Source organism: uncultured Plantibacter sp., from assembly GCF_963518075.1.
Classification (GTDB): domain Bacteria; phylum Actinomycetota; class Actinomycetes; order Actinomycetales; family Microbacteriaceae; genus Plantibacter; species Plantibacter flavus_A.
Map to the genome: position 1 here is coordinate 40,964 of NZ_CAUQHZ010000014.1, position 23,900 is coordinate 64,863.

Annotated in this window: 31 protein-coding genes; 21 read left to right on the plus strand and 10 right to left on the minus strand. The window is 70.4% G+C overall.

Annotation, left to right across the window (positions count from 1 at the left end):
* Nucleotides 1-49: 49 nt before the first annotated feature.
* Nucleotides 50-862, minus strand: coding sequence for an HpcH/HpaI aldolase/citrate lyase family protein (locus RWN05_RS15255; protein ID WP_314140177.1), 813 nt, complete (start codon nucleotides 860-862; stop codon nucleotides 50-52).
* A complete protein-coding gene (locus RWN05_RS15260; protein WP_314140179.1) occupies nucleotides 847-1,629 on the minus strand; it encodes a fumarylacetoacetate hydrolase family protein in 783 nt (260 codons plus the stop codon). The genes RWN05_RS15255 and RWN05_RS15260 overlap by 16 nt, the downstream gene beginning before the upstream one ends.
* 157 nt (nucleotides 1,630-1,786) lie before the next feature.
* On the opposite strand from RWN05_RS15260, the gene RWN05_RS15265 reads away from it, so the two are divergent.
* Entirely contained in the window at nucleotides 1,787-3,160 is a 1,374-nt protein-coding gene (locus tag RWN05_RS15265; protein WP_314140180.1) for an MFS transporter, read from the plus strand.
* Between the two features lie 6 nt (nucleotides 3,161-3,166).
* Here the strand turns inward: RWN05_RS15265 and RWN05_RS15270 are convergent, their stop codons facing one another.
* The 3 genes from RWN05_RS15270 to RWN05_RS15280 all read right to left on the minus strand — a co-directional run bounded on the left by RWN05_RS15270 (nucleotide 3,167) and on the right by RWN05_RS15280 (nucleotide 5,437).
* Nucleotides 3,167-3,865: an IclR family transcriptional regulator gene (locus RWN05_RS15270; RefSeq protein ID WP_314140181.1), complete on the minus strand. Its 699-nt coding sequence runs from the start codon at nucleotides 3,863-3,865 to the stop codon at nucleotides 3,167-3,169.
* Between the two features lie 48 nt (nucleotides 3,866-3,913).
* Entirely contained in the window at nucleotides 3,914-4,798 is an 885-nt protein-coding gene (locus RWN05_RS15275) for a biopolymer transporter Tol (RefSeq protein WP_314140182.1), read from the minus strand.
* A gap of 66 nt (nucleotides 4,799-4,864) precedes the next feature.
* Nucleotides 4,865-5,437 (minus strand): NAD(P)-binding domain-containing protein, encoded by a 573-nt coding sequence (locus RWN05_RS15280; RefSeq protein WP_314140184.1) that lies wholly within the window; start codon nucleotides 5,435-5,437, stop codon nucleotides 4,865-4,867.
* A 105-nt stretch (nucleotides 5,438-5,542) separates the two neighbouring features.
* Between RWN05_RS15280 and RWN05_RS15285 the strand changes: the two genes are divergently transcribed.
* Both RWN05_RS15285 and RWN05_RS15290 read left to right on the plus strand, forming a co-directional pair.
* Nucleotides 5,543-6,025 (plus strand): MarR family winged helix-turn-helix transcriptional regulator, encoded by a 483-nt coding sequence (locus RWN05_RS15285; RefSeq protein ID WP_121291417.1) that lies wholly within the window; start codon nucleotides 5,543-5,545, stop codon nucleotides 6,023-6,025.
* A 97-nt stretch (nucleotides 6,026-6,122) separates the two neighbouring features.
* Nucleotides 6,123-6,404 carry a hypothetical protein gene (locus RWN05_RS15290; protein WP_153303369.1) on the plus strand — a complete coding sequence of 94 codons (282 nt, stop codon included), beginning with the start codon at nucleotides 6,123-6,125 and terminating at the stop codon, nucleotides 6,402-6,404.
* A 48-nt stretch (nucleotides 6,405-6,452) separates the two neighbouring features.
* On the opposite strand, the gene RWN05_RS15295 is transcribed toward RWN05_RS15290, so the two are convergent.
* Entirely contained in the window at nucleotides 6,453-7,661 is a 1,209-nt protein-coding gene (locus RWN05_RS15295) for a cysteine desulfurase-like protein (RefSeq protein WP_314140185.1), read from the minus strand.
* Nucleotides 7,662-7,988: 327 nt separating this feature from the next.
* Here RWN05_RS15295 and RWN05_RS15300 point away from each other — a divergent pair, with 327 nt between their 5' ends.
* From RWN05_RS15300 to RWN05_RS15340, 9 genes are all read left to right on the plus strand, one after another.
* Nucleotides 7,989-8,483, plus strand: coding sequence for an FBP domain-containing protein (locus RWN05_RS15300; protein ID WP_079003820.1), 495 nt, complete (start codon nucleotides 7,989-7,991; stop codon nucleotides 8,481-8,483).
* A gap of 90 nt (nucleotides 8,484-8,573) precedes the next feature.
* Nucleotides 8,574-9,452 (plus strand): CPBP family intramembrane glutamic endopeptidase, encoded by an 879-nt coding sequence (locus RWN05_RS15305; protein WP_314140186.1) that lies wholly within the window; start codon nucleotides 8,574-8,576, stop codon nucleotides 9,450-9,452.
* Nucleotides 9,453-9,495: 43 nt separating this feature from the next.
* The gene (locus RWN05_RS15310; protein ID WP_314140187.1) at nucleotides 9,496-10,152 is read left to right on the plus strand and encodes a YigZ family protein; all 657 of its coding nucleotides are present in this window, start codon (nucleotides 9,496-9,498) and stop codon (nucleotides 10,150-10,152) included.
* A gap of 94 nt (nucleotides 10,153-10,246) precedes the next feature.
* Nucleotides 10,247-10,858, plus strand: a complete 612-nt coding sequence (locus tag RWN05_RS15315; RefSeq protein ID WP_314140189.1) for a DUF1349 domain-containing protein — start codon at nucleotides 10,247-10,249, stop codon at nucleotides 10,856-10,858.
* Nucleotides 10,859-10,927: 69 nt separating this feature from the next.
* Nucleotides 10,928-11,323, plus strand: coding sequence for a PadR family transcriptional regulator (locus RWN05_RS15320; RefSeq protein ID WP_314140190.1), 396 nt, complete (start codon nucleotides 10,928-10,930; stop codon nucleotides 11,321-11,323).
* Nucleotides 11,301-12,062 (plus strand): hypothetical protein, encoded by a 762-nt coding sequence (locus RWN05_RS15325; RefSeq protein WP_314140191.1) that lies wholly within the window; start codon nucleotides 11,301-11,303, stop codon nucleotides 12,060-12,062. Before RWN05_RS15320 ends, RWN05_RS15325 begins: the two co-directional genes overlap by 23 nt.
* Nucleotides 12,059-12,691: a hypothetical protein gene (locus tag RWN05_RS15330; protein WP_314140192.1), complete on the plus strand. Its 633-nt coding sequence runs from the start codon at nucleotides 12,059-12,061 to the stop codon at nucleotides 12,689-12,691. The genes RWN05_RS15325 and RWN05_RS15330 overlap by 4 nt, the downstream gene beginning before the upstream one ends.
* A 38-nt stretch (nucleotides 12,692-12,729) precedes the next feature.
* The gene (locus RWN05_RS15335; RefSeq protein WP_314140194.1) at nucleotides 12,730-13,323 is read left to right on the plus strand and encodes a short chain dehydrogenase; all 594 of its coding nucleotides are present in this window, start codon (nucleotides 12,730-12,732) and stop codon (nucleotides 13,321-13,323) included.
* A 117-nt stretch (nucleotides 13,324-13,440) separates the two neighbouring features.
* Nucleotides 13,441-13,854, plus strand: coding sequence for a phage holin family protein (locus tag RWN05_RS15340; protein ID WP_064297122.1), 414 nt, complete (start codon nucleotides 13,441-13,443; stop codon nucleotides 13,852-13,854).
* Nucleotides 13,855-13,877: 23 nt separating this feature from the next.
* On the opposite strand, the gene RWN05_RS15345 is transcribed toward RWN05_RS15340, so the two are convergent.
* Nucleotides 13,878-15,170: a LuxR C-terminal-related transcriptional regulator gene (locus tag RWN05_RS15345; RefSeq protein ID WP_314140195.1), complete on the minus strand. Its 1,293-nt coding sequence runs from the start codon at nucleotides 15,168-15,170 to the stop codon at nucleotides 13,878-13,880.
* Nucleotides 15,171-15,271: 101 nt separating this feature from the next.
* Between RWN05_RS15345 and hxlB the strand changes: the two genes are divergently transcribed.
* From hxlB to RWN05_RS15370, 5 genes are all read left to right on the plus strand, one after another.
* On the plus strand, nucleotides 15,272-15,883 hold the full coding sequence (hxlB, locus tag RWN05_RS15350; RefSeq protein WP_314140196.1) for a 6-phospho-3-hexuloisomerase: 612 nt from the start codon (nucleotides 15,272-15,274) through the stop codon (nucleotides 15,881-15,883).
* Between the two features lie 69 nt (nucleotides 15,884-15,952).
* Nucleotides 15,953-16,579 (plus strand): 3-hexulose-6-phosphate synthase, encoded by a 627-nt coding sequence (gene hxlA / locus RWN05_RS15355; protein ID WP_064297125.1) that lies wholly within the window; start codon nucleotides 15,953-15,955, stop codon nucleotides 16,577-16,579.
* Between the two features lie 269 nt (nucleotides 16,580-16,848).
* Nucleotides 16,849-18,372: a carboxylesterase family protein gene (locus tag RWN05_RS15360; protein ID WP_314140197.1), complete on the plus strand. Its 1,524-nt coding sequence runs from the start codon at nucleotides 16,849-16,851 to the stop codon at nucleotides 18,370-18,372.
* Nucleotides 18,373-18,476: 104 nt separating this feature from the next.
* A complete protein-coding gene (locus RWN05_RS15365) occupies nucleotides 18,477-18,653 on the plus strand; it encodes a hypothetical protein (protein WP_157583609.1) in 177 nt (58 codons plus the stop codon).
* A 352-nt stretch (nucleotides 18,654-19,005) separates the two neighbouring features.
* Entirely contained in the window at nucleotides 19,006-19,170 is a 165-nt protein-coding gene (locus RWN05_RS15370; protein ID WP_162852292.1) for a hypothetical protein, read from the plus strand.
* A 90-nt stretch (nucleotides 19,171-19,260) separates the two neighbouring features.
* On the opposite strand, the gene RWN05_RS15375 is transcribed toward RWN05_RS15370, so the two are convergent.
* Nucleotides 19,261-20,010, minus strand: coding sequence for a type 1 glutamine amidotransferase (locus RWN05_RS15375; RefSeq protein WP_314140198.1), 750 nt, complete (start codon nucleotides 20,008-20,010; stop codon nucleotides 19,261-19,263).
* A gap of 137 nt (nucleotides 20,011-20,147) precedes the next feature.
* Here RWN05_RS15375 and dcd point away from each other — a divergent pair, with 137 nt between their 5' ends.
* Nucleotides 20,148-20,738, plus strand: a complete 591-nt coding sequence (gene dcd / locus RWN05_RS15380; RefSeq protein ID WP_056009122.1) for a dCTP deaminase — start codon at nucleotides 20,148-20,150, stop codon at nucleotides 20,736-20,738.
* A gap of 63 nt (nucleotides 20,739-20,801) precedes the next feature.
* On the plus strand, nucleotides 20,802-21,329 hold the full coding sequence (locus RWN05_RS15385) for a hypothetical protein (RefSeq protein WP_314140200.1): 528 nt from the start codon (nucleotides 20,802-20,804) through the stop codon (nucleotides 21,327-21,329).
* A gap of 24 nt (nucleotides 21,330-21,353) precedes the next feature.
* Here RWN05_RS15385 and RWN05_RS15390 read toward each other — a convergent pair whose 3' ends face one another.
* A complete protein-coding gene (locus RWN05_RS15390; RefSeq protein ID WP_314140201.1) occupies nucleotides 21,354-21,839 on the minus strand; it encodes a MarR family transcriptional regulator in 486 nt (161 codons plus the stop codon).
* A 45-nt stretch (nucleotides 21,840-21,884) separates the two neighbouring features.
* Here RWN05_RS15390 and RWN05_RS15395 point away from each other — a divergent pair, with 45 nt between their 5' ends.
* Nucleotides 21,885-22,835 carry an EamA family transporter gene (locus RWN05_RS15395; RefSeq protein ID WP_314140203.1) on the plus strand — a complete coding sequence of 317 codons (951 nt, stop codon included), beginning with the start codon at nucleotides 21,885-21,887 and terminating at the stop codon, nucleotides 22,833-22,835.
* Nucleotides 22,832-23,269 (plus strand): YdeI/OmpD-associated family protein, encoded by a 438-nt coding sequence (locus tag RWN05_RS15400; RefSeq protein ID WP_071261816.1) that lies wholly within the window; start codon nucleotides 22,832-22,834, stop codon nucleotides 23,267-23,269. Before RWN05_RS15395 ends, RWN05_RS15400 begins: the two co-directional genes overlap by 4 nt.
* Nucleotides 23,270-23,329: 60 nt before the next feature.
* On the opposite strand, the gene idi is transcribed toward RWN05_RS15400, so the two are convergent.
* Complete coding sequence (idi, locus tag RWN05_RS15405) at nucleotides 23,330-23,875, minus strand: isopentenyl-diphosphate Delta-isomerase (protein ID WP_314140205.1); 546 nt, start codon at nucleotides 23,873-23,875, stop codon at nucleotides 23,330-23,332.
* Nucleotides 23,876-23,900: the final 25 nt, after the last annotated feature.

The following is a 23,900-nucleotide window of genomic DNA, read 5'->3' on the forward strand; positions in this document are numbered from 1 at the left end:
CGTCGTCGGTATCCAGAATCGTATACGATCTGGGCGCAGTGGGAAAGGGTCAGTACCCGTCGCTGCGGCTCGTATCACTCCGGCCGTCGACGAAGCGCTCCGCCAACTGCTCGGATGCGCGGGCGAGGAGCGACACATCCGCACCGACGAGGACGAAGGACGCCCCGCGGTCGAGGTAGTGCTCGGCCATGCCGGGGTCGAAGGCGTTCACGCCGGCCGGCTTCCCCGCGGCGGCGGCGGCATCGAGCACCCGCTCGACAGCGCTGACCACGGTGGGGTGCCCCTGCTGACCGAGCAGTCCGAGCGACGCCGAGAGGTCGGCCGGACCGACGAACACCGCGTCCACGCCGTCGACCGCGAGGATGTCCTCCGCCTGCTCGACGGCCTCCGCCGACTCGATCTGCACCGTGAGCGACACCGAATCGTCCGCCTGCGCGAGGTAGTCGTCGACGCGGTTCCAGCGGGAGGACCTCGCGAGCGCGCTGCCGACCCCACGGACGCCCTGAGGCGGGTACCGCACGGCCTGCACGAGCGCCGCCGCCTGCTCGGCCGACGACACCATGGGCACGATGAGGTTCTGCGCCCCGAGGTCGAGCACCCGCTTGATGACGACCGCGTCGCCGAACGGCACCCGCACCAGCGGACACACCGGGAAGGCGGCGACCACCTGCAGCTGCAGTTGGATGCTCTCCAGGGTGTTCGCCGAGTGCTCGCCGTCGATGAGGAGCAGGTCGAGGCCGCTGCCCGCAGCGATCTCCGCCGCGATCGGGCTCCCCGACACCACCCACATCCCGGCGAGGGGGCGATCCGCGGTGCGCAGGCGCTCGCCGAAGGTCGGCGGCAGGGTCATTCGAATCGGCATGTCACGGCTCCCAGTCCCTGGTATTCGGCGTGGACGGTGTCGCCCCGTTCGACCCACATCGGTCTCGTGAACGACCCCGACAGGATGATCTCCCCGGCGGCGAGACTCCCGCCGTGCTGGGCGAGCTTGCCCGCGAGCCACGCGACGCCGAGTGCCGGGTGCCCGAGGACGGCGCCGGCGACCCCCGACTCCTCGATGGTCTGGTTGCGGTAGAGCAGGGCCGAGACCCATCGCGGGTCGATCGCGTCGGGGCGGACGGGCGTTCCGCCGAGCACCATGGCGCCGAGAGCCGCATTGTCGGCGATGGTGTCGACGATCGTGCGACCGTCGAGTTCGATGTGTGAGTTGAGGACCTCGAGCGCGGGCACGATGTGGTCGGTCGCGTCGAGCACCTCGAAGATCGTGCAGTGCGGGCCCTGCAGCGGGCGTCCGAGGACGAACGCCAGCTCGACCTCCACGCGGACGTTGGAGTAGGCGTCGAAGTCGAGCGTCGCGCCCGAGTCGAAGACCTGGTCGTCGAGGATGACGCCGTAGTCGGGTTCGGTGATCCCGGTGGCCTGCTGCATCGCCCTTGAGGTGAGGCCGATCTTGTGGCCGACGACGCGCCGACCGGCGGCGATGCGGCGTTCGGCCCACAGCGCCTGCACGGCGTAGGAGTCCTCGACGGTCATGTCCGGGTGCCGGGCGGTGAGGAGGGGGATGACGCTCCGCTCCTCGTGCGCCACCGCCAGTTCGTCGGCGATCGCCTGTCGTTCGTGATCCTGCATCGCGTCCCGTCCTCATCTGCGTCGACTGCGGCCTGCGATCACGATACGGTGCGTCGTCGTCGACTGCCTCTTGCGCGGTGAGCATGATTGTATACGATGTGGTGTACATTCTGGCGGTCCAATGGCGGGCCGCGACGGACAAAGGGGTCTCGAGACAATGACAACCGCATCACTGGCGCGAGCGACGACGCCCGCGGAACTCCGGCGCGTGGCCTTCGCCACCGTCATCGGCACCACGGTCGAGTGGTACGACTTCTTCCTCTACGCGAGCGCCGCCGGACTCGTCTTCTCGCAGCTCTTCTTCCAGCCGGCGGGACCGCAGGCCGCGCTGTTGCTGTCGTTCGCGACCGTCGGTGTGAGCTTCCTGTTCCGGCCGCTCGGCGCGTTCGTCGCCGGGCACTACGGCGATCGCATCGGCCGGAAGAAGATGCTCGTCATCACGCTCTTCCTCATGGGAGCTGCCACGACGCTCATCGGTCTGCTGCCGACCTACGACCAGATCGGGATCATCGCCCCCGCCCTGCTCGTGCTCCTCCGCATCCTGCAGGGGCTGTCCACCGGCGGCGAGTGGGGCGGCGCCGTCCTCATGGCGGTCGAGCACGCTCCCACCGGCCGCCGCGGCCGGTTCGGGGCGTTCCCGCAGATCGGCGTCCCGATCGGACTCCTCCTCGCCTCCGGCATGCTCGCCCTCATGACGGGCGTGATCTCGCCCGGCGCGGCGTTCCTTGAGTGGGGCTGGCGGATCCCGTTCCTGCTGAGCTTCGTCCTGATCATCGTCGGCTACGTCGTGCGCCGGAAGGTAGACGAGAGCCCCGTCTTCGTCGCCCTCGCCCGCAACAAGGAGCGTCGCCGGGTCCCGATCGTCGAGCTCTTCCGGCACCACTGGCTGCTCGTGCTGCTCGCGGCGCTCACCTTCGCCGGCAACAACGCCGCCGGCTACATGACGACGGGCGGCTACATCCAGAACTACGCGACGACGCCGCTCGCCGACGGCGGCCTGGTGGGCATGGAGCGGACACCGGTCCTGCTCGCGGTCACCGGGTCGGCCATCGTCTGGCTGATCGTCACGTGGTTCGCGGGCTCGCTCTCCGACCGGATCGGCCGACGCAACACCTACATCATCGGCTGGGTCGCGTTCCTGGCAACCGTCTTCGTGCTCTTCCCGCTCGTGAACACCGGTGACCCGTGGTTGTTGTTCCTCGGGCTCGCCCTGTTCACGATCGGCAACGGCTTCACCTACGGGCCGCAGGCGGCGTACTTCGCCGAGCTGTTCCCCGCGTCGATCCGGTACACGGGCGTCTCGGTCACCTACGCGATCGGCGCCATCCTCGGCGGCGCGTTCGCCCCGACGATCGCGACCTGGCTGGTGCAGGTCACGGGGTCGTCCACGAGCGTCGCGTTCTACATCGCCGGCATGATCGTGATCGCCTTCGCGGCGACCCTCCTCCTGCGCGACCGCACGGGCATCCCGCTCGGTGGCGAGGCGGAGGAGCAGCAGGGACGCGGCCAGGTCTACGGCACCCGGATGTAGGCGCGGTCAGACCGACGACGCGATGGTCGCGGCCCCCTCGATGAGGCGGGCCGCGATGTCGGCTTCGGAGCGGCTGCTGGAGACGTAGACGACCGCGAGGGCGGCTGCCGGCGAGCCGTGCGCCGAGAGCGGGGCGGCAACGGCGCGGAGACCGGTGATGACCTCGTCGTGGCTCGACGCCCAGCCTTGTTCGCGGACTGCTGCCAGCTCCCCGCGGTGGTCGTCGTCGAGGGTGTCCGGCCACTGCGCCTCGGAGAGGCGGGACGCGATCGCCTTGCCAGGCGCGCCGACACCGACCGGGTGCCGGGTGCCGGGTCGCTGCGCGATCGACCCCATCGTGTGCCGTGGCTCGACGCTGACGAGGGTGACGATCTCGTCGCCGTCCAGCACGGTGAGGAAGCAGGTCATGCCGAGCTCGTTCGCGATGGCCGTCAGCTCGGGCAGGGCGGCGGCCTGCAGGTCGTGGGAGACACCGGCGGCGAGGGCTGCCAGGCGCGATCCGAGTGCGATCCGTCCCGTACCGTCGCGGACGACCAGGCGGTGGTCTTCGAGCGTCCGCAGGAGCCGGTAGGTGACGCTCCGGTGCAGGCCGAGCGTCGCGCTCAGGGTGTCGATCGTCAGCGGGGTGCGCGCGTCGGCCAGGACCTCGAGGATCCGGATGCCGCGCGAGAGCGTCTGGGAGTGGGCGCTGCTGGCATCGGTCACGCTCCGACAGTACCGACTGACGGCCCGCGCGCCCGGAGTCCCGGTGCCTCAGTCGTCGATCGGGTAGGCGACGAAGGCGAACCGTGAGCTGTCGGGGGACCAGCTGTTCACGTTGAGGGTGCCCTGCCCGCCGAACAGTGGGTAGCGACGGAGCGGGGTCGCCCAGTCGTCGGTCGAGATGAGCCGGACCTCGACGTCGAGGTCGGCCGGGTGTCCGATCGTGCCGGCGGGGAAGGCGATGTACGAGGCCAGTCGGGCGTCGTGGGAGAGGTGCGGGAACCAGTCGACGGTGTCGCTCACGACGAGCTGCTCGAGCTCGCCGCCGCCGTCGGGGATCCGCGCGAGCTGCGCATGGCCGGGGCCGGTGCCGAAGTGTTCCGTGTTGCAGAACAGCCATCGGCCGTCGGGCGACCATTCCGGACCGTCGAGGTGGCCGTCGCCGGTGTCGAGGACGGTGACGGGGCCGCCGCCCTCGACCGCCGGAGCGATCGCGAGTCGACCGGGGTGCTCGAAGCCCTCGAGCTCGACGTACGCGATCCGCGTGCCGTCGGGCGAAACGCCGTGGAGGAAGTGCCACCGGTCGTCGTCGGCGGTGAGCTTCGTGACCGGCCCGCCGGTGAGCGCGCCGCGGTAGATGTGACCGTCCATCGCCGAGAGGAGGATGTGCTCGCCGTCGGGGTCGAGGACGTGGTCGTTGTTGAGTTCGGGGAGGCCGTGGAACTCGATCGGCGCGAGCCCGGCGGTCGGATCGTCGACCGGGAGCGCCCAGAGCCGCCCGTTGCCGTTGAGGAGCAGCGTCCGGCCGTCGAGTGACCAGTTCGGTGCTTCGACGAGGAGCTCGTCGGTCTCGAAGAGGAGCACGGGCGCATCATCGTGCGGCCCGCCGAGCAGGATGCTGGAACGCTGGCCAGGGGCGAGGGCGCGGAAGGTCATGCGCCCATCGTCCTCCAATCCGTCGTGATCCGGGAGGATCGTTCCTCCCGGATCACGATCCGACGGCTACTTGACGAGCGCGAACCCCGCGGTCCAGGAGACCTTCTCCGAGGCCGCCAGCGTGAGCTGCAGGAAGCCGATCGCCTCGAGTTCGTGGGCGCGCTTCAGGGACCCGGCGTCGACGGCCTCGAGGCCTCCGGCGGTCACGAGCTGCTGGAGTGCGGCCTTGGCGTCGGCGTCGTCCCCGGCGATGAGGACCGTGGTGGCCACGTCGCCGACCTGCTTCGATGCGAGGGTCGCGGCGAAGTTCGTGTTGAAGGCCTTGAGGACGTGGGAGCTCGGGAGCTTCGCCTGCAGTTCCGCTGCAGCCGAGCTGCCGGCTGGGACGGTGAGGGCGTCGAAGGTCGAGAAGTCCAGGGGGTTGGTGATGTCGACGACGACCTTGCCTGCGAGCTGGTCGGCGTACTGCTCGACGATCGACGCGAGGGCCGGGTAGGGGACGGCGAGGACGACGACGTCGCCGGTGATCGTGCCGGTCTCGGCCGACCCGAGGTGGTCGACGGAGGCGCCGCCCGCTGCGAGGACGCCGGCGATGGCAGTGCCCATGTTGCCGGTTCCGAAGATGGTGACGTTCGTCATGACGATGCTCCTTCTCGTGGCCGCCTGGTCACGGGTCAATTGGTTGTTGATACAACTAACGTAGCACCGGTTAGTTGTAGGCGCAACTATTGCTACGCTGGAGTCATGACCGAGACGCGATGGCTGAGCGACGACGAGCAACGCTCCTGGGTGCGCTTCGCCGCGGTGCTCGAACTCCTGCCGGCCGCCCTCGACCTCCAGCTCACGCGGGACCAACACCTGACGCACTTCGACTACTTCACGCTCGCGATGCTGTCCGAGACCCCGGGCCGCACGCTGCGCACCTCGGCGCTCGCCGCCCGGACGAATGCGACGCTGCCCCGCTTGTCGCGGGTGCTGACCCGCTTGGAGGAGGCCGGCTTCGTGGCGCGCACGCCGTGCCCGGAGGATCGACGGGCGACGAACGTGACGCTCACCGATGCGGGGTGGGACAAGGTCGTCCAGGCCGCACCGGGCCACGTCGAGCACGTGCGATCCCTCGTCCTCGACGCGCTGACGCCGGCGCAGATCGAGCAGCTCGGCGAGATCTCCGCCGCCCTCCTGACGAAACTCGACCCAGACGGACGGATGTTCGCCAGCGAGGCCTGATCTCCGTCACCTGGGGGATTCGCGGCGCTCGAGGGCTGCGTAGCGTGGGGCTCGACGTCGCGGACACCACCGAGCGCGACGCGGATCGGAGCGAATGATGACCGGATCGACGCAGCCCGAACCTGCACCATACGGGGACGAGGCGCCCCAGGGCGGTCCCGCCGCGGCGGAGCCCGAATCAACGCCTCCGCCCACGTCACTCAACGGTCAGACGACCTCGGTCTGGTACTTCGTCGGTGCGACGTTCCTCTTCGCCGGGCCCCTGATCTTCGGTGTCGACGACTTCGGGTTCTTCCGGATCATCACCCTCGTCCTCGGGGCGGTCGTCATGGTCGCCGGGTTCGTCGTGCTGCGACGCGAGAGCGGCAAGCGGTCCTGAGAGCGCTGACGCCGGGTCGGTCCGCCAACCGTTCAATCGGCGGGCCGTTCAATCGGCGAGGAAGGCCCTGATGCCGTCGAGCAGGCGGTCGACGTCCTCGTCCGAGGTGTACGGGGCGACGCCGACGCGGAGGCCTCCGACGTCGTCGAGGCCCAGCGCCGCGAACGGCTCGACCGCGTAGAACGAGCCGGCCGGTGCGAGGACGTCGCGAGCGGCGAGGAAGGCGGCCGCATCGGCTGCACGCCTGCCGGGGAACGTCATGAACAGCGTCGCCGTGCGTTCTGCGGCCCGCGAGTGCAGCTCGACGAGCGGGCCGAGCTCCGCGAGGGCGCCTTCGATGCGGGTGCGCAGCGCGAGTTCCCGTTCGTGGACGGCTGCAGCGGAGGCGACCAGACGGTCGCGTCTCGTCGTGGCGTCACCGGGGTCGATCGACGCGAGCACGCCGATGGCCGCCGTCACGCCGGCCATGAGCTCGTAGGGCAGCGTGCCGAACTCGAAGCGCTCCGGCACAACGTTCGTCGACGGCAGCAGCTTGTCGGGGTGGATCGACTCGAGCAGCGCCGGCGACGCGGCGAGGACACCGCAGTGCGGCCCGAAGAACTTGTACGGCGAGCAGACGAAGAAGTCGGCACCGAGGGCCTCGACGTCGACGACGTGGTGGGCCGTGTAGTGGACGCCGTCGACCCAGACGAGTGCGCCGACCGCGTGCGCCCGATCGGCGATCGTCCGCACCGGCGGGATGGTGCCGAGGAGGTTCGACGCAGCGGTCACGGCGACGAGCCTCGTGCGTTCGGTGACGAGGTCGTCGAGGTCGGCGAGGTCGAGCTCGCCCGTCGCCGGGTCCAGGTCGATCCAGCGGACGGTCGCGCCCGTGCGGTCCGCCGCCTGCACCCACGGGCGCACGTTCGCGTCGTGGTCGAGTCGGGACAGGATGATCTCGTCGCCGGCGATCCAGTCGCGCGACAGATGCCTGGAGAAGTCGTACGTGAGCTGGGTCGCGCTGCGACCGTAGACGATGCCCCGCTCCTCTGCGGCGAGCAGGTCGGCGCACGCGGCGCGGAAGGCGGTCACGGCGTCGTCCGCCCGACGCTCGGACGCGACCGACGAACCCCGGTTGGACAGTGGCCCGGTGAGGGTGTCGAGGATGGCCTGGCCGACGGCGAGCGGCGTCTGGGTGCCGCCGGGGCCGTCGAAGTGGGCGATGCCCGAGGCGAGGGACGGGAACGCGGTGCGGAGGAGGGCGACGTCGAGGGTCATACGTCCATCCTGCCGCGCCGGGAGCCAGAACGTGCGGATCGGGGGAGCGAGCGCGCCACCGCTTGATACAGTGCCGGTGTGTCCATGCTCATCACTCCGCCCCGCGTCGGGCGTCTGGAGGTCGTCGGCGTCCGCAACACCGGCCCGAGAGAGCAGCGCACCCGGTCGACCACCTCGCCCACCCGGTGAGGACGTCGGCTTCGTCCATCGCGCTCGTCCGAGCGACGGCGACGGGGCCGCGCACCCTGACGTACCCACCGCAGCGCACCGACGCGCGGAGGGTCTCTCCGCCGTCGCCACGACGGCCCAGCCGAAACCGGTGAACCCATGATCCCCCTGAACGAATCCCAGATCCGAGCCTCCTTCGTCAACGCGTCGCGCAAGGAGGTCAGTGACGTGAGCCTTCCCGTCGACCTCGACGCGATCGACTTCGAGGTGCGTGACTTCCTCGGGTGGCGCGACAAGAAGCTGCCGCGACGCGCGTACGTGGTCACGATCGTCGACGGCGAACCCGTCGGCATCCTCCTCCGACAGGCTGACGCGACACCCCGCACCCGGCCGCAGTGCGCGTGGTGCCAGGACATCACGCTCAGCAACGACGTCGTGTTCTACAGCGCGAAGCGGGCCGGGCAGGCCGGCAAGAACGGGGACACGGTCGGCACGCTCGTCTGCGCCGACTTCCAGTGCTCGGCCAACGTGCGGAAGCTGCCACCGCTCGCCTACGTCGGTTTCGACGCGGAGGCGGCCCGCCAGGAGCGCATCGCGACGCTCGGCGTCCGTGCCGCCTCCTTCGCCTCCTCGGTCCTGAACGGCGTCGGCTGACCCACTGAGTCGCTCGGATCTGCACGAATTGCGGCCGGGTCCGCGCAGATTCGGGCGACTCAGTCTGGTGCTCCGTGGTTGGATCGATGCATGGGCGAGCACAGGGGTCACGAGCACCGACGTCAGCGGACGCTCACCACCAGCGGATGGCATGACTTCTGGGCGAAGGGCGGGATCGGCCGGGCGTTCCTGCTGGCCATCGTCTACCTCGCCCTGTACCTCGGGGCCGGCTGGGTCGTCGGGCAGCTCTTCACATCGCAGATCGGTGAGAACCTCTTCGCGACCCCGCAGAGCGTGTTCTTCGGGCTCATGCTGCCGCTCATCGTCGGTTCCCTCGTCCTGGCCGGGTTCGTGCTCTCGGTCGGCTGGTTCCGGGAGCTGTTCGCGAAGCAGCCGATCCGCGGACGCTGGTGGATGTGGGCCGCTCCGATCGTGATCCTCGCCGCGGTCGTCCTGCGGTTGCTCGGCATCGACTACGGGAGCTACGAGGGTTCTGTGGTCGTGGTCGCGATGCTGTCCGGCGTGTTCATCGGGTTCGCCGAGGAGATCCTGACCCGCGGACTGGTCGTGAAGATGCTGCGCGACGCCGGGAGTTCGGAGTGGATCGTGATGGTGATCTCCTCGCTGGTCTTCGCGCTGCTGCACGCCTCCAACCTCCTGTCGGGCCAGCCGGTCGTGACCGTGCTCGTGACCGTCGTCTACACCTTCGGATTCGGCGTGTGCATGTACCTGACGCTCCGGGTGACCGGCAACCTCATCTGGCCGATCCTGATCCACGGACTCTACGACCCGACGCTCTTCCTCTCGACCGGTGGGATCGACCACGCGGGAGCGGCCGCCGGTCAGAGCGTGTTCCTGGCGATCGCCGGTCCGGCCAACCTGCTCATCATGCTCGTGGCCGTGATCGGCTTGATCTTCGTCCGTGGGCACGTGCAGGCCCACCCGGCCGACGACGTGCTGCGGCCGTAGGCCGAACGGGCCTCGTCGACCGGCCACCAGTACGCTCGGACGGATGACCACCGCGCGGCAGTACCCGGCGACGATCGCCGCGCCGGTCGAGCACGAACTCGTGATCAAGAAGTCGCGCTTCCTCGGCCTCGCCCACCCGGTCGCGTCGCCGGAGGACGCGGAAGCGGTCATCGCGCGGGTGAAGAAGCAGGCGTGGGATGCGCGACACCACTGCGTCGCGATGGTCACCGGGCTGCTCGGCGACCAGGCCCGCTCGTCCGACGACAGTGAACCGTCCGGCACGGCGGGGATGCCGATCCTCGAGGTCATCCGGCGGCGCGAGCTGACCGACGTGGTCGTCGTCGTCACACGGTACTTCGGCGGCGTCAAGCTCGGGGCCGGTGGGCTCGTCCGCGCGTACTCCTCGGCGGCCTCCGAGACGCTCGACCTCGCCGCGCTCGTGCGCCGTGAGACCCTGACCCGCGCGACCCTCGTCGTCCCCCACGCCGACGCCGGGCGGTACGACAACCTGCTGCGCGATTGGGCCGCTACCCACGGTGCGACGCTCGGTGAGCCGGTCTACGGGGCGCAGGCTGAGCTGGAACTGTGGGTGCCGCCGGCGGAGCTCGAGCGGCTCCAAGCGGACGTCGCTTCGGCCTCCAACGGTTCGCTCGTCGTGGCCGTCGGGGAGGAGCGCGTCGTCGACGTCCCCGCCGGCTGACCTCGCTGAGTCGCCCGGATCTGCGCGAAATCCGCCGAATTCTGAACAGATCCGGGCGACTCACGGGAACAGGCGATCCCGATAGGGTCGGACCATGCACACCGACGTGACCCGCATCGACGGGCTTCCCGACCTCGCCTGGACCTCGACCCGCGGAATCGCCGCGTTCGACGCCGATGCCGGAGCGCTCACCCTCACCTCCGCCGCCGGCGTCGACTGGAGCAACAGCTCGCTCGGTGGGCCGCGTGAGTTGCGTGCCACGGCGCTCGCCTTCGACGCACCCGAACACTTCACGCTCTCGGCGCGGATCGCGGTCGTGAGCGAGCGCAGCACCTTCGACGCCGGCGCCCTCGCACTCTGGATCGACGACGAGCACTGGGCCAAGCTCTGCTTCGAGCAGTCGCCGCAGGGGCAGGCGATGGTGGTGAGCGTCGTGACGAACACCTGGTCGGACGACGTGAACTCGACGCACGTCGCGGCCGACCACGTGTGGATGCGCGTCAGCCGTCTCGGCGAGGCATGGGCGTTCCACAGCTCGACCGACGGTGTCACGTGGGACTTCGTCCGGGTCTTCCGTCTGCACAGCGACGCCCCGGTGCGCGTCGGCTTCCTTTCGCAGGCGCCGCTCGGTCCACCCTGCGAGGCGCGGTTCGACGAGATCACCTTCGGAGTGGAACCCCCGTCGGACATCCGCGACGGGAGCTAGTCGTCCTCGACCGGTGCGACCGCGGATCCGGAGTTGACGTATCGGAACCTATCTTCCTATAGTGGCTCCATGGCACGCAGACGACCCGGCACGCTCTTCCCGCTCGAGCTCGACATCCTCGACGTCGGCACCGTGTTGCAGGCGACCGATGGGAGCTTCTACGGGTTCGCCCTCGCCAAGCAGCTCGCCGAAGCCGGGGATGCCGCCCTCACTGCGCACGGCACGCTCTACAAGGCCCTGTCGCGGATGGCGGACGCCGGCCTGATCGAGGCGACGTGGGAGGCTCCGGAGGTCGCCGAGGCGGAGGGCCGCCCCCGTCGACGGCTGTATCGGATCACGGGCGAAGGCGCGACGGCCCGGGATCGTGAGCACGCGAGGATCGCCGGTGAGGAGGCCTCCGCGGCGAGGCCGGCGGGTGCGGCGTGGACGCAGGGGCGGTCGCATGACCGCCATCCGGACGCCTGAATACCGCGCGGCCGCCCACCGCGTCCTGAACTGGTGCGGGTGGTACACCCGAGACCTCTCGCCCGACGTCGCCGGGGAGCGCCGCGACGAGATCGCCTCCGACCTGCACGAGCACGCCGTCTGGGCCCAGGAAACGGGCGTCACGCCACAGCGGCTCCGGCGCGACATCATGCTGCGGGCCATCCGCGGGATCCCGCACGACCTCTCGTGGCGCTCCGGGCAGTTGCGCGCGGGCCACGGCGTCGATCCGATGTCGCTCGGCATGCGGCGGGCCGGTGATGTCCTCGCAGCGCTCGTGGTGACCGGCGGCGTCCTGGTCACGGGAGCGGCACTGTTCCTCCTCGTCCGGATCCTGCGTGCTCTCGTCATCGGCGACGTCGTCGAGGTGCCGATGGGCGCGCTCGGTGTGGCGATCGCCGCGGTCCTGGGCATCGTGGGGCTCGTGCTGTCGCTGCGGCGACGCAGTCGATGGCTCGGCGCGGGGCTCCTGGCGCCCGCAGCGGTCCTCATCGGCGTGCTCGCGGGCGACATCATGTACCGCGTCAGCGCGACCGGCGTGCTCATCGTGTCCCGCCTGAGCTCGCACGGCGCCGGATTCGAACCGTGGTGGGTGATGAGCGTGGCGATCGGGGTCGGGGCGGCGCTCGGGTTCATCGGAGCCGCGGTGTGGTGGTGGCCGGGGGGTCGCCGAACGACGGAACGGGACGCAGTGGCGTCGATGCAGGGGGAGACGGTATGAGCGGCAGCGAGATCCACGACGGGCCGGACGCGGCGCAGGAGGCGGCACCCGTCCGCCGGAGTTCCGGAATGCTCCGACGACGGATCGGGCTCGGCATCGCGATGAGCGGGGTGCTCGCGGTGGCGGCAGGCGGGGTGTTCATCGGGGTGTCGAACGCCCAGGCGGCGGCCGACGACGCCCGATCCCTCGAAGCGGTGGCCCAGGCTGCGGCGTCGCTGGACGAACTCCCACCCGTCGAACCCGTCGTCCCCGCGGACCCGGACGCCGACGAATCCGTCTCGCCCGCGGCGGGCGTCGACTACTCGCAGACGCCGGAGGGCTGGTACGACGCCACGACCGACCCGGCCGACATCGTGCCGAGTACCGACCCGACCTTCAGCGACGGGATCTGGGAGGCACAGCAGCAGATCGTCGCGAAGTGCATGGCTGATCAGGGGTTCTGGTACGCGTGGACGAACAATCGTGCGCTGCTCGACCCCGAACGGCGAACGATGGTCCTCTCGGAGGACGGCCCGGCGGCCGAGTTGGCGGAGTACGGCGACACCCCGCTCGGCGACGCCTACGACTGGACTCGTGCAGGGTGCCACGGCTACGCCGTCCACGTCACCGGGATGGACGACGCCAACTGACGGAGCCGGCGTCCGACGCCGGTGCTAGCGTCGCCCGCATGAGAATCCTGTTGATCGGAGCCAGTGGACATGTCGGACGAGCGGCACAGGACGCCCTTGCGGAACGTCACGAGGTGATCGCGGTGTCCCGCTCGACGGCGCCTGCCGTCGACACCACCGACGAGGCGTCGATCGAGGCGCTGTTCGCCGAGGTGGGCGAGGTCGACGCGGTCATCGTCGCCGTCGGCTCGGTCCCGTTCAAGCCCGTGGAGGAGCTGACGCGCGACGACTACCGCGCGGCCTTCCTCGGCAAGGTGCTCAGCCAGCTCGACGTCGTGCGGATCGGGACCCCGTTCGTCCGCGACGGCGGCTCCTTCACGCTCACGACGGGCATCCTCGCCCGTGAGCCGATCGCGACTGGTGCTGCGGCCTCGATGGCCAATGGAGCGGTCGAGTCCTTCGTGATCGGTGCCGCCCCGGAACTCCCGCGCGGCATCCGCATCAACGCCGTCAGCCCCACGGTGCTCGCCGAGGCCACCGGCTACCACGACGCGTTCCCGGGCTTCCCGCCCGTCGCCTCCGACGTGGTCGGCCTCGCCTTCGTGCGCGCCATCGAGGGTGTCGGCACCGGTCGGGTGCTCGCGCTGGACTGAGCCGTCCCGGCACTCCCGAGGGGAGGCATGTCGTCGTCCGGCCGTCCGTCAGGCGACGATCCGCCTCCCCTCAGTCGCGCTCTCGACGCGGCCGACACCCAGCGCTAGGGTCGGCACATGACCCGCTTCCTGCTGAGCATCGCCGTCAGTCTGCTGTCCTCGGCGATCGGGCTGCTCGTCGCGGACTGGGTCGTACCCGGCGTCCGCTTGTCGCTCGGCGGTTTCGTCATCGCCGTCGTCGTCTTCACGATCGCGCAGGGCGTCCTCGGGCCCTTCATCCTGCGCCTCGCGCGGCGCTACGCCTCAGCGATCCTCGGCGGCATCGGACTCGTGACGACGCTCGTGTCGTTGTTCGTCGCGTCGATCCTCCCCGGCGGCCTCCACATCCGCGGTGTCCTCGCCTGGGTGCTCGCACCGCTGGTGGTGTGGCTGGTCACGGCGCTCGGGAGCTGGATCCTCGGTTGGGCGCTCATCACGCGACGGTTCGGCGACCGGGATCGCGATCGAGGCGGCAAGCGCACGAAGCGGTAGGCGGCGACGGAGCCCGGACGGGATCAGCGGCCGGCGGCCAAGGCGGCTGCCAGCTCGACGCGGCTCGCCACGCCGAGCTTCCGCAGGACGTTCGCGATGTGGAACTTCACGGTGTTCTCGCTGATGGTGAGGGTCTCGGCGATCGCCCGGTTCCGTGCTCCTCCGGCGGCCAGCTCGGCGACGCGCCATTCGCGCTCGGTCAACGCGGCGGCCGCCGAGTCGGAACGTGTCTGGGCTGCGGGCGGTGGGTCGAGCGGAAGCGTCACGTGCAGTTCCGAACCCCACCCGGGCGTCGCCTGGACATCGAGACTGCCGCGGAGTGCGGCGACGCGAGCGCCGAGCTGCTGCACACTCGGGGTGTCGACGGTCAACTCGCCGGGGCCGTCGTCGCGGATGCCGATGAGCAGGTTGCTGCCGTCGCAGTCCCACTGCACCCGGACCCGCCCGACCGAGGACTGCTCGACGAGTGCGAGGACGGTGCCGCGGACGATCGCCCGTCCGGCGTGCGCCACTTCACCGGGGAGGGCCCGGCCGTCGACGGGCGGCTCGATGAACTGGACCTCGGGACCGCCGAAGCGGGCCAGCGGACGGAGATCCTCGCGGAGTCTGGCGAAGGCGCGCGCGACCGGTTCCTCGGCCAGTTGGCGGTCGCGGTCGGACACCGCCCGCAGCTCGACCATCGCGGCCGAGGCGATCTCGGTCACCGCCGTTCGGGCGTCCTCCGCCGACGTCTGCCGTGACCGGGTGACGGCGAGGATCGACTCCAGTGTCGTCGCATGGGCGTCGGTGAGTTCCGCGATGGCGCCGGCCCGCTCGCTCGACGCCGCCCGCGAGTCACGGAGGTAGTCGGGGGCCGCCGTCGCGACCTGCTGCCGGATACCGGCCGCGACGACCTCCCACAGGGCGCCGATGAGTCGGTCGTCGATCGACCCCTGCGGGTCGGTCAGGACGAGGAGGGCGCCGGTGTCGGCCAGCCACGCGGCGATCGGACGTTCCGCGCCTGCGATCACCGCCGATGTCGGCCGGTCGGCGTGTGGTCCGGTGTCAGCGGTCGCTGTGGTGACCGGGCCGCGCGGGGTGCGCTGTCGAACGGCGTCGAGCTCGGCGATCGTGACGCCCTCGACGATCGCGGGGTCGCCGGCCTTCTTCCGGGGGCGGCCGGTGCAGTCCTCGGTGAAGATCACGAGCGCGGAATGGGCGACGACCGGCTCGAGGACCTCCCGGAACGCACCGGCGATGCGCAGCAGCGAACTGGACGCGACGGAGGCCAGCCCGTCGAGCAGCTCGACCGGGTAGGTGACAGTGCGTTCGATCATGTCCGCACCCTATCTCATCGGTCCGGACCCACCCGTTCGGGTAGGTGGAACCGTTCGGGCGAGCAGCGCTGCACCTACCCGATCACGCCCAGGATGGAGGGATGTCGAACCCCACCGTCCCTCCATCCACGTCGGTGACGCCTGCGACCTCGACGGTCCAGGGGGCGCTCGCCGCGATCGACGCCGAGCTGCATCGCACCGTGTCGAGCCTGCTGGAGGCCGATCCGGCGTCGTTCGCCGGAGCACTCGACCGCCTGCGAACGGCGGACCGCGTGTTCGTGTCCGGTGCCGGGCGTTCCGGTCTCGCGCTCCGGATGACCGCGATGCGGCTCATGCACCTCGGGCTCACCGTCCACGTCGTCGGCGAGACGACGACCCCCGCCATCGTCGCGGGTGACGTCATCCTCGTCGCCAGCGGCTCCGGCACGACGACGGGTGTGGTCCGCGCCGCGGAAACGGCCGTCTCCGTCGGGGCCCAGGTGATCGCCATCACGACCGACCCCGCATCCCCGCTTGCCGAGCTGGCCGCCGAGACGATCGTCGTCCCCGCCGCGCAGAAGACCGACCACGGCGGCACGCGTTCCGTGCAGTACTCGGGCAGCCTCTTCGAGCAGGCGGTCATGTTGCTCGGCGACGCGTTCTTCCATGCGCTCTGGCAGTCAGCGGGCGTCAGTGCTGAGCAGCTGTGGCCGCGCCACGCGAATCTCGAGTAGTCACCCGATCCCTTTCAACGCGCCCGGCAGACGTCGGACGCCTCCCATCACGACAGAAAGCAGCACCACATGAAGCTCCAGGTAGCCATGGACGTCCTCACCACCGAGGCAGCCCTCGAACTCGCCGGGAAGGTCGCGCCCTACGTCGACATCCTCGAGCTCGGCACACCCCTCATCAAAAGCGAGGGCCTGCGTGCCGTCACCGCGGTCAAGGACGCCCACCCCGACAAGATCGTGTTCGCCGACCTCAAGACCATGGACGCCGGTGAGCTCGAAGCCGACATCGCCTTCTCCGCCGGTGCGGACATCGTCACCGTCCTCGGGACCGCAGGTGACAGCACGATCGTCGGCGCCGTGAAGGCCGCGAAGGCGCACGGCAAGTCTGTCGTCGTCGACCTCATCGGGGTCGCCGACAAGGTGCAGCGCGCGAAGGAGGTCACCGCTCTCGGCGCCGCATTCGTCGAGATGCACGCCGGTCTCGACGAGCAGGCCGAGGAGGGCTTCACCTTCCAGACGCTCCTGTCCGACGGTGAAGCGGCCGCCGTGCCGTTCTCGGTCGCCGGTGGCGTGAACGTGTCGACGATCGCGTCGGTGCAGCAGGCGGGCGCGCAGGTCGCGGTCGCCGGTGGAGCGATCTACTCGGCCGACGACCCGGCGGCCTCCGCAGCAGCACTGCGCGCGGCAATCGTCGCCTAACCCCTCCGCCAACCCCGCATTCATCGGGTTGGCCAGCGCGGTGCGCTGACGTGAGCGCGGTGCATCGGACGTGAGCGCCGGTCTCCAGAGACCCGCGCTCACGGCTCCGGGGCGCGCTCGGGTCAGCGCACCGCGCTGGCGTATGGGGTGGGTCGGCTGGGTGAAGTCCGAACATCGGACGGGATTCGGGTGCGACGCGGCATACTGGGCGGATCACCACGCGACGCTCGTCGGATGAGCGCGCAGCCGAGTACCCGGAGGATCCGCCGATGACGACCGATTCCAGCCCAGAGCAACCCATCGCGCAGACGTCCTCGGGAGCGGTTCGCGGCACGCGCCGCGCCGACGGGTCGGTCGCCTTCCTCGGCATCCCGTTCGCCGAGCCGCCGATCGGAGCGAGACGGTTCCAGGCCCCCGAGCCCAAGGCGCCCTGGGACGGTGTCCTCGACGCGACCGCCTACGGTGCGACACCGCAGCGGAAGGCCATGGCCGAGATCACGACGATCCCGGAACCGTCGATCCCCGGCGACTCGACGCTCAACGTCAACGTCTTCACGCCCGACCCGACGCCGACCGACGAGGGCGCCGGCCTGCCCGTCCTCGTCTGGATCCACGGCGGCGGCTTCATCGCCGGGTCGCCCGCGAGCCCCTGGTACGACGGCCGGGCCTTCAACCGCGACGGCGTCGTCACGGTCTCGGTGTCCTACCGCCTCGGCTTCGACGGGTTCGGCTGGCTGCCCGACGCCCCCGCCAACCGCGGTGTGCTCGACTGGATCCTCGCGCTCGAGTGGGTGCGCGACAACATCGCGGCGTTCGGTGGTGACCCGCAGCGGGTCACGATCGCCGGCCAGTCCGCCGGCGGCGGGTCCGTCATGACCCTGCTCACGGTCCCGTCGGCCAGGCACCTGTTCGAGCGGGCGATCTCGGTGTCCGGAGTGCCCGGCGACGTCCCGCTCGTCGAGGCGCAGGCCCTGACCGCGCGACTCGCCGAGCACCTCGGGGTGCCCGCAACCCTGGCCGGTTTCGCGAGGGTCTCGGAGGCGACGCTGATCGAGGCTCAGGGCTTCGAGGCCGTCCCCGGTGGGGCGACCGATCCGGAGTCCGTGCTCCGAGGGATGACGACGATGAACGGCCGCCTCGGTCTCGGGCCGGTGGTCGACGGCGAGCTGGTCGTCGACACCGTCGAAGCGGGCATGATCGCGGGACGAGGTGCGGACAAGCCGTTGCTCGTCAGCGCGACCCGAGAGGAGTTCGCCGGGTTCTTCACCGGTCGGCTCGACGAGTTCGACGCCGTGGCGCCGACGCGTGCCCTCGAGCTCATGGGTGTGCCGGAGCCGCTCGCCGAGGCGTACGTCGCGACCCAGCCCGGCGAACGCACGGGACTCGTCGCGGGTCGCTTCGTGAGCGACGTCATGTTCCGGGAGCGCGTCATCCGCTGGCTGGCGCTGCGTGACGACGCCGAGACCTGGGTCTCCGACTTCGTGTGGCGCTCGGCGGTGAGCGGGATCGCGGAGCACTGCCTCGACGTCCCGTTCATCTTCGACGTGCTCGACGACCCGGACGTCACCCGGGTGGCGGGCCCGCACGCGCCGCAGGAGCTGGCTGATCGGGTCCACGGTGCCGTCGTGGCGTTCGTCCGAGACGGGTCACCGGGCTGGTCGAGGTCCGACCGCGACGCCTCCGGGATCGAGGTGTTCGACGCGGCCGGGGCACCGACGGTCGAACCGTTCGCGAGTGCACGCGTCCTCGCAGCGGCGAAGCGACTCGGGGAAGCGGCATCGACACCGTCCTGACGGACCTGGGCACCCGACTCGTAGGACGAATCGGACCGTTCTGCCAGGGGGTGTGGCTGTGAGGCGTCCCGCGTTACCGTCGGGACACGAGGAAAGGAATCAGCATGAGCGACCCACGAGACGAGATGGACGACCCGATCGGCGACGCGCAGGAGGCGATCTCACGATCGCTGCCCGACAACGCTCCCGAGAGCGACGATCCGATGGCGGCGCCGACGGTCGACGAGCCGGGCTCCGAGCCCGGTGACGGTGACCCCGCCGACCAGCCGGGCCTCCTCTAGCGCGGCTCGCCCGGGACGGTCTTCGGCTCGGGAATCCCTGGTCAGCGCGGTGCTGTCGACCGAGCTGTGGTGATTCGGTGCCAGCGCGGTGCGCTGGCGCGAACACCCGGGATCAGGCCTGAGCGCGGCCCATACGCGTGAGCGCGACCCTCCGGAGACCCGCGCTCACGCGTGTGGTCCGCGCTCGCGTCAGCGCACCGCGCTGGCACACACCGACACGGTGGATGGCGGAGGTGTGCAACGCGGGGGCGCTCCGCGCGCGTAGCGGAACGACTTCGGACGATGTCAACCCCCGCGACGGAATGGTCGGGCCCCCATACGGTGGACGGAGTTCTGCGAAAGGAGCTTCACCATGAACATCCTGCTCATCATCGTCATCGTCGTTGCCATCGTTCTCGCCATCACCGGTGGGTTCGTCCAGTCCCTCAACTTCCTGCTGTGGGTCGGCCTCGTGCTGCTCGCGATCGCGATCATCGCGTTCCTGATCAGGACGATCACGGGTCGCAAGGCGCTCTAACTCGAATTCGAGTCCACGAAGCGGTCGGTCCCTCCGGGGGCCGGCCGCTTCGCTGTGTCCGGGGTGGTGCGTCCGGGCGGGATCCGAGCCCTATCGCAATGACGGATCGACGCTCGTCCGTCGGAGCACCGCGTCGGCGAAGGCCCCGAACAACCGCTCGCCGGCTTCGCGCATCGGCCCCGCCACGGCGGCGACCTCGGACCGCAGCCGGTCGGCCGCCTCGTCCGCGGTCCCGGCGATGAACGGCAGGTCGCGGAGCATGAGCGGTTCCGCGAGCCATCGGTCGAGCATCGGCGGGTCGACCTCGAGGTGGAACTGCGTCGCGAAGACCCAGTCCTCGATCCGGAACGCCTGGTTCGGCGTCGACGGCGACGACGCGAGCACTGTCGCCCCATGCGGAGCCTCGACGACGTCGCCATGCCAGTGCAGCACCGGTAGCCGCTCTCCGCGCATACCGAGTTCGCTCTCGGTCAGGAGTTCGACGTCGCCGACACCCACCTCATGCGCCGCCGCCGAGTGGAGGGTGGCGCCGAGGGCCGTAGCGATGAGCTGGTGCCCGAGGCAGATCCCGAACACCGGGATGCCGAGTACCGCCGCATCGCGCACGAGCTGCGCTTCGAGCCCGAGACCCGGGTGCTCCTCCACGTCGAGCGCGCCCATCGGGCCACCGAGGAGGACGAGCCCGTCGAACCCGGTGATCTCGCGCGCCGGCGGCAGCTCACGGCGCTCGACGACCGTGTCCAGCGTCCAGTCGATCCCCGATGCCGTCAGCACCTCGCCGAGCACCGCCGGTCGCTCCCAGGGGACGTGCTGCAGGATGAGGACGTGCGGTCTGGTCATCGGAGGCCTCCAGGTCGCTGGGGCGGCGCGACCGGTCTCCGCCGGGTCGCGGAGGTCGTCACCGTGGGAGCATCGTAGCGAATCCGGGCGCCGCCACCGGCCCGAGGCTTCAGGCTCCCGGCCGATACACTGTCACCGTGCTGCTCTCGGACCGTGACATCAAAGCCGAACTCGACGCCTCCCGCATCGCGCTCGACCCCTACTCGCCGGAGATGATCCAGCCGTCGTCCATCGACGTGCGCCTCGATCGCTTCTTCCGTCTCTTCGACAACCACAAGTACCCCTTCATCGATCCCGCGGAGGATCAGCCCGAGCTGACGCGCCTCATCGAGACGCTGCCGAACGAGCCGTTCATCCTGCACCCCGGCGAGTTCGTCCTGGGGTCCACGTACGAGCGGGTGTCCCTCCCGGACGACGTCGCCGCACGCCTCGAGGGCAAGAGTTCGCTCGGTCGTCTCGGTCTCCTCACGCACTCGACCGCCGGCTTCATCGACCCGGGCTTCACGGGCCATGTCACCCTCGAGCTCAGCAATGTCGCGACGCTGCCGATCAAGCTCTGGCCGGGGATGAAGATCGGTCAGATGTGCTTCTTCCGGCTCACGTCACCTGCCGAGCGCCCGTACGGGTCGAGCGAGTACAGTTCCAGGTACCAGGGACAGCGCGGCCCCACCGCCTCCCGTTCCTTCCAGAACTTCCACCGGACCGACGTCGGCGAGACGCAACGCTGACGCAGGACTGAGGCGGGTGTCCCGACGACGGACGAACAGGTGGACCAGCAGAAAGGCCCCGCCATGAGCACGTCAGAGCGACCCGACTTCGCCCGCGCGATCACCGCCGACGGGCCGACGTCGCTCTACCCGCGTCGCATGGTCCGGTTCGGCCAGTTCGTCGGGTCCTGGGACGTCCACTCGAAGCGCCTCGACGACGAGAGCGGCGAGTGGGTCGAGTCCGACTTCCGCTGGATCGTGTCGTACATCCTCGATGGGCGTGCCGTGCAGGACGTCCAGCTCGTCGCGAACGACGCCGAACCGTCGGGCTGGGAGACGGTCAGCACGGCTCTCCGCGTGTACGACCGGTTGATGGGCGCCTGGCGCGTGAACTACGTCGAGCCACGGCGCGGCGAGTTCTGCCAGCTCGTCGCGACGCCGCACCGCTCCGACGGCATCCGCCAGGACGGCACGCGGAACGACGACAAGCTCATCCGGTGGAACTTCAGCGGCATCACCGAGGACTCGTACACCTGGGAGAGCTGGGTGTCCGACGACGAGGGCGCGACCTGGTGGCTGCAGGAGCACAACGAGGGTCGCCGCATCGCCTGAGTGGCTCCGTCTCCACCGCGACACTCAGGTGTCGGTGCGCGCCAGGCGCTCCAGGAACGACGCCAGCTGCTCGCGCTCGGCCGTGGAGAAGCCGTCGAGGATGCGCTCCTCGGCGGCGAGGTGATCGGGCAGGGCCGCTTCGACGAGGCGCTTGCCGGCCGGGGTGAGGGCGACGACCGTGCCGCGCCCGTCCTGCTCGCTCGGACGGCGCGTCACGAGACCGCGCTCGACGAGCTTGTTCACGCGCTGGGCGATCGCACTCGACGTCACCATCGACCAGTGGGCGAGGTCCTTCGGCGCGAGTTCGTGCGGTGAGCCCGAGCGGAGGAGCGTCGCGAGCACGTCGAACGACGCGCTGTCGAGCCCGTGCTCGGCGAAGGTCGAGGAGAGGCGTGCGTCGACCGCCGTCGCCGCTCGCGACAGTCGTCCGATGACGGCCATGGGGGAGACGTCGAGATCGGGTCGCTCGGTCCGCCACTGGCCCAGGATGTCGTCGACGCGCGTGCTCATCCGGCCAGCATAGTGATTTGCTTAGTGCTGAGCTATTATTGCTCAGTGCTTAGCAATCAACTCCGCATCGCCGCCGTCACCGCCATCGCCCCGATCAGCTGGGGGACGACCTACCTCGTCACGAGCGAACTGCTCCCGCCAGGACGACCGCTGCTGGCAGCCGTGCTCCGGGCGCTGCCTGCGGGCCTCCTGCTCCTCGCGATCACGCGGACCCTCCCGGTCGGCGGCTGGTGGTGGCGATCGCTCGTGCTCGGCACGCTCAACATCGGTGCCTTCTTCGCGTTCCTCTTCCTCGCCGCCTACCGACTGCCCGGCGGGGTCGCCGCGACCATGGGGGCGATCGGCCCGGTGCTCGTCGCCGTGCTCGCGAGCCTGCTGGTGGGGGAGACGTTGACCGTGCGCCGGGTCGTCGCGGGATTCGCCGGAGTGGCCGGCGTCGCGCTGATCGTGCTGCAGGCCGACGCCCGCCTCGACGCGGTCGGCGTCGTCGCCGCACTCGCCGGTGCTGCGTCGATGTCGCTCGGATCGGTGCTGAGCAAGCGGTGGGGGAGACCCGAGGTCGGCCGCCGGATCGGCACGCGCCGATGCGCGGACCCGGGCTCGGACCCGACCGCGGCCAGCGGCGTCTCGGTCTCCGGCCTCGCGTCGACCGCCTGGCAGCTCGTCGCCGGCGGCATCGTGCTCGTGCCGGTGCTGCTCATCGTCGAGGGGCTCCCATCGGCCGCCCCGGACGCAGCGGCGATCGGCGGGTACGCCTACCTCTCTCTCGTGGGCACAGCCCTCGCGTACACCCTGTGGTTCCGTGGCATCGCCGCGCTCCCCGTGTCGTCGGTGTCGTTCCTCGGTCTCCTGAGTCCCGTCGTCGCCGTGCTGGCAGGCCTCGTGGTCCTCGGCGAGGCACTGAGCCTCGGACAAGTGCTCGGAATCGGGGTCGTCGCCGGCTCCCTCGTCCTGGTCTTCACCGCGAGGCGGCCCCGGGCCATACTGAGCGCATGAGATTCCGCACCGTCATCGAACTCCAGGGCAACAACACCGGCATCCTCGTCCCCGACGCCGTCGTCGAGGGCCTGGATCGAGGCAAGCGCGTGCCCGTCGTCGTCACCGTCGGTGCGACCACCTACCGCAGCACCATCACGCCGATGGGCGGCCGGTACCTGATCGCGCTGAGCGCCGCCAACCGCGCCGCCGCCGGGGTCGCGGGAGGGGACGAGGTCGAGGTGGACCTCGAGCTCGACGAGGCACCGCGCGTGTTCCCGTTGCCGCCCGAGCTCGAGACGGCGCTCGCGGGAGACGAGCAGGCGCTCGCCGCCTACGGAGCCCTGTCGTTCAGCCGCCAGCGCGCGCTGGCCGAGCCGGTCGCGCTGGCGAAGACGGATGCGACGCGCGACAAGCGGATCGCCGCGGCCGTCGACGCACTCCGCGGCGCCTGACCTCGCTCAGTCGCCTGAATCTGCTCGAAAACCGGGGCGATCCGTGCAGATCCGGGCGGCTCAGCGGGCCGTGGACTCCGCGAGCAGCGGCACGACGAGCGGCAGCTGGAGCGTCAGCCACGGGCTGAACGCGAAGGGTGCCTGCTCGACGGACGCCAAGAGCGATTCGGGCTCGGCCCAGGCCCACTCCACGACCTCGTCGGGGTTCGGCTCGGGCGTCGCGTCCGTGTAGGCGACGTAGACCGGGCAGATCTCGTACTCGACCACGCCCGAGGCGTCGACGGCGCGATACCGGAAGTCGGGCAGCATCAGTTCCGGCGCGGAGATCGGCAGGCCCAGTTCGGCACTCGCCCGACGCAGCACGGCGTCCACGCTGTCCTCGTCCGGGCCGGGGTGTCCGCAGAACGAGTTCGTCCAGACGCCCGGCCACGTGAGCTTCGAGAGCGCGCGTCGGGTCACGAGGATGCGTCCGTCGGGCCCGATGACGTGGCAGGAGAACGCGAGGTGGAGTGGCGTCTCCTGCGTGTGGACGGTCGCTTTCGGCGTGGTGCCGATGCGGGTGCCGTCCTCGGCGAGCAGGACGACGAGTTCTTCGGGTACCGACATGCGTCCATTCTCCCCGACGAACGGG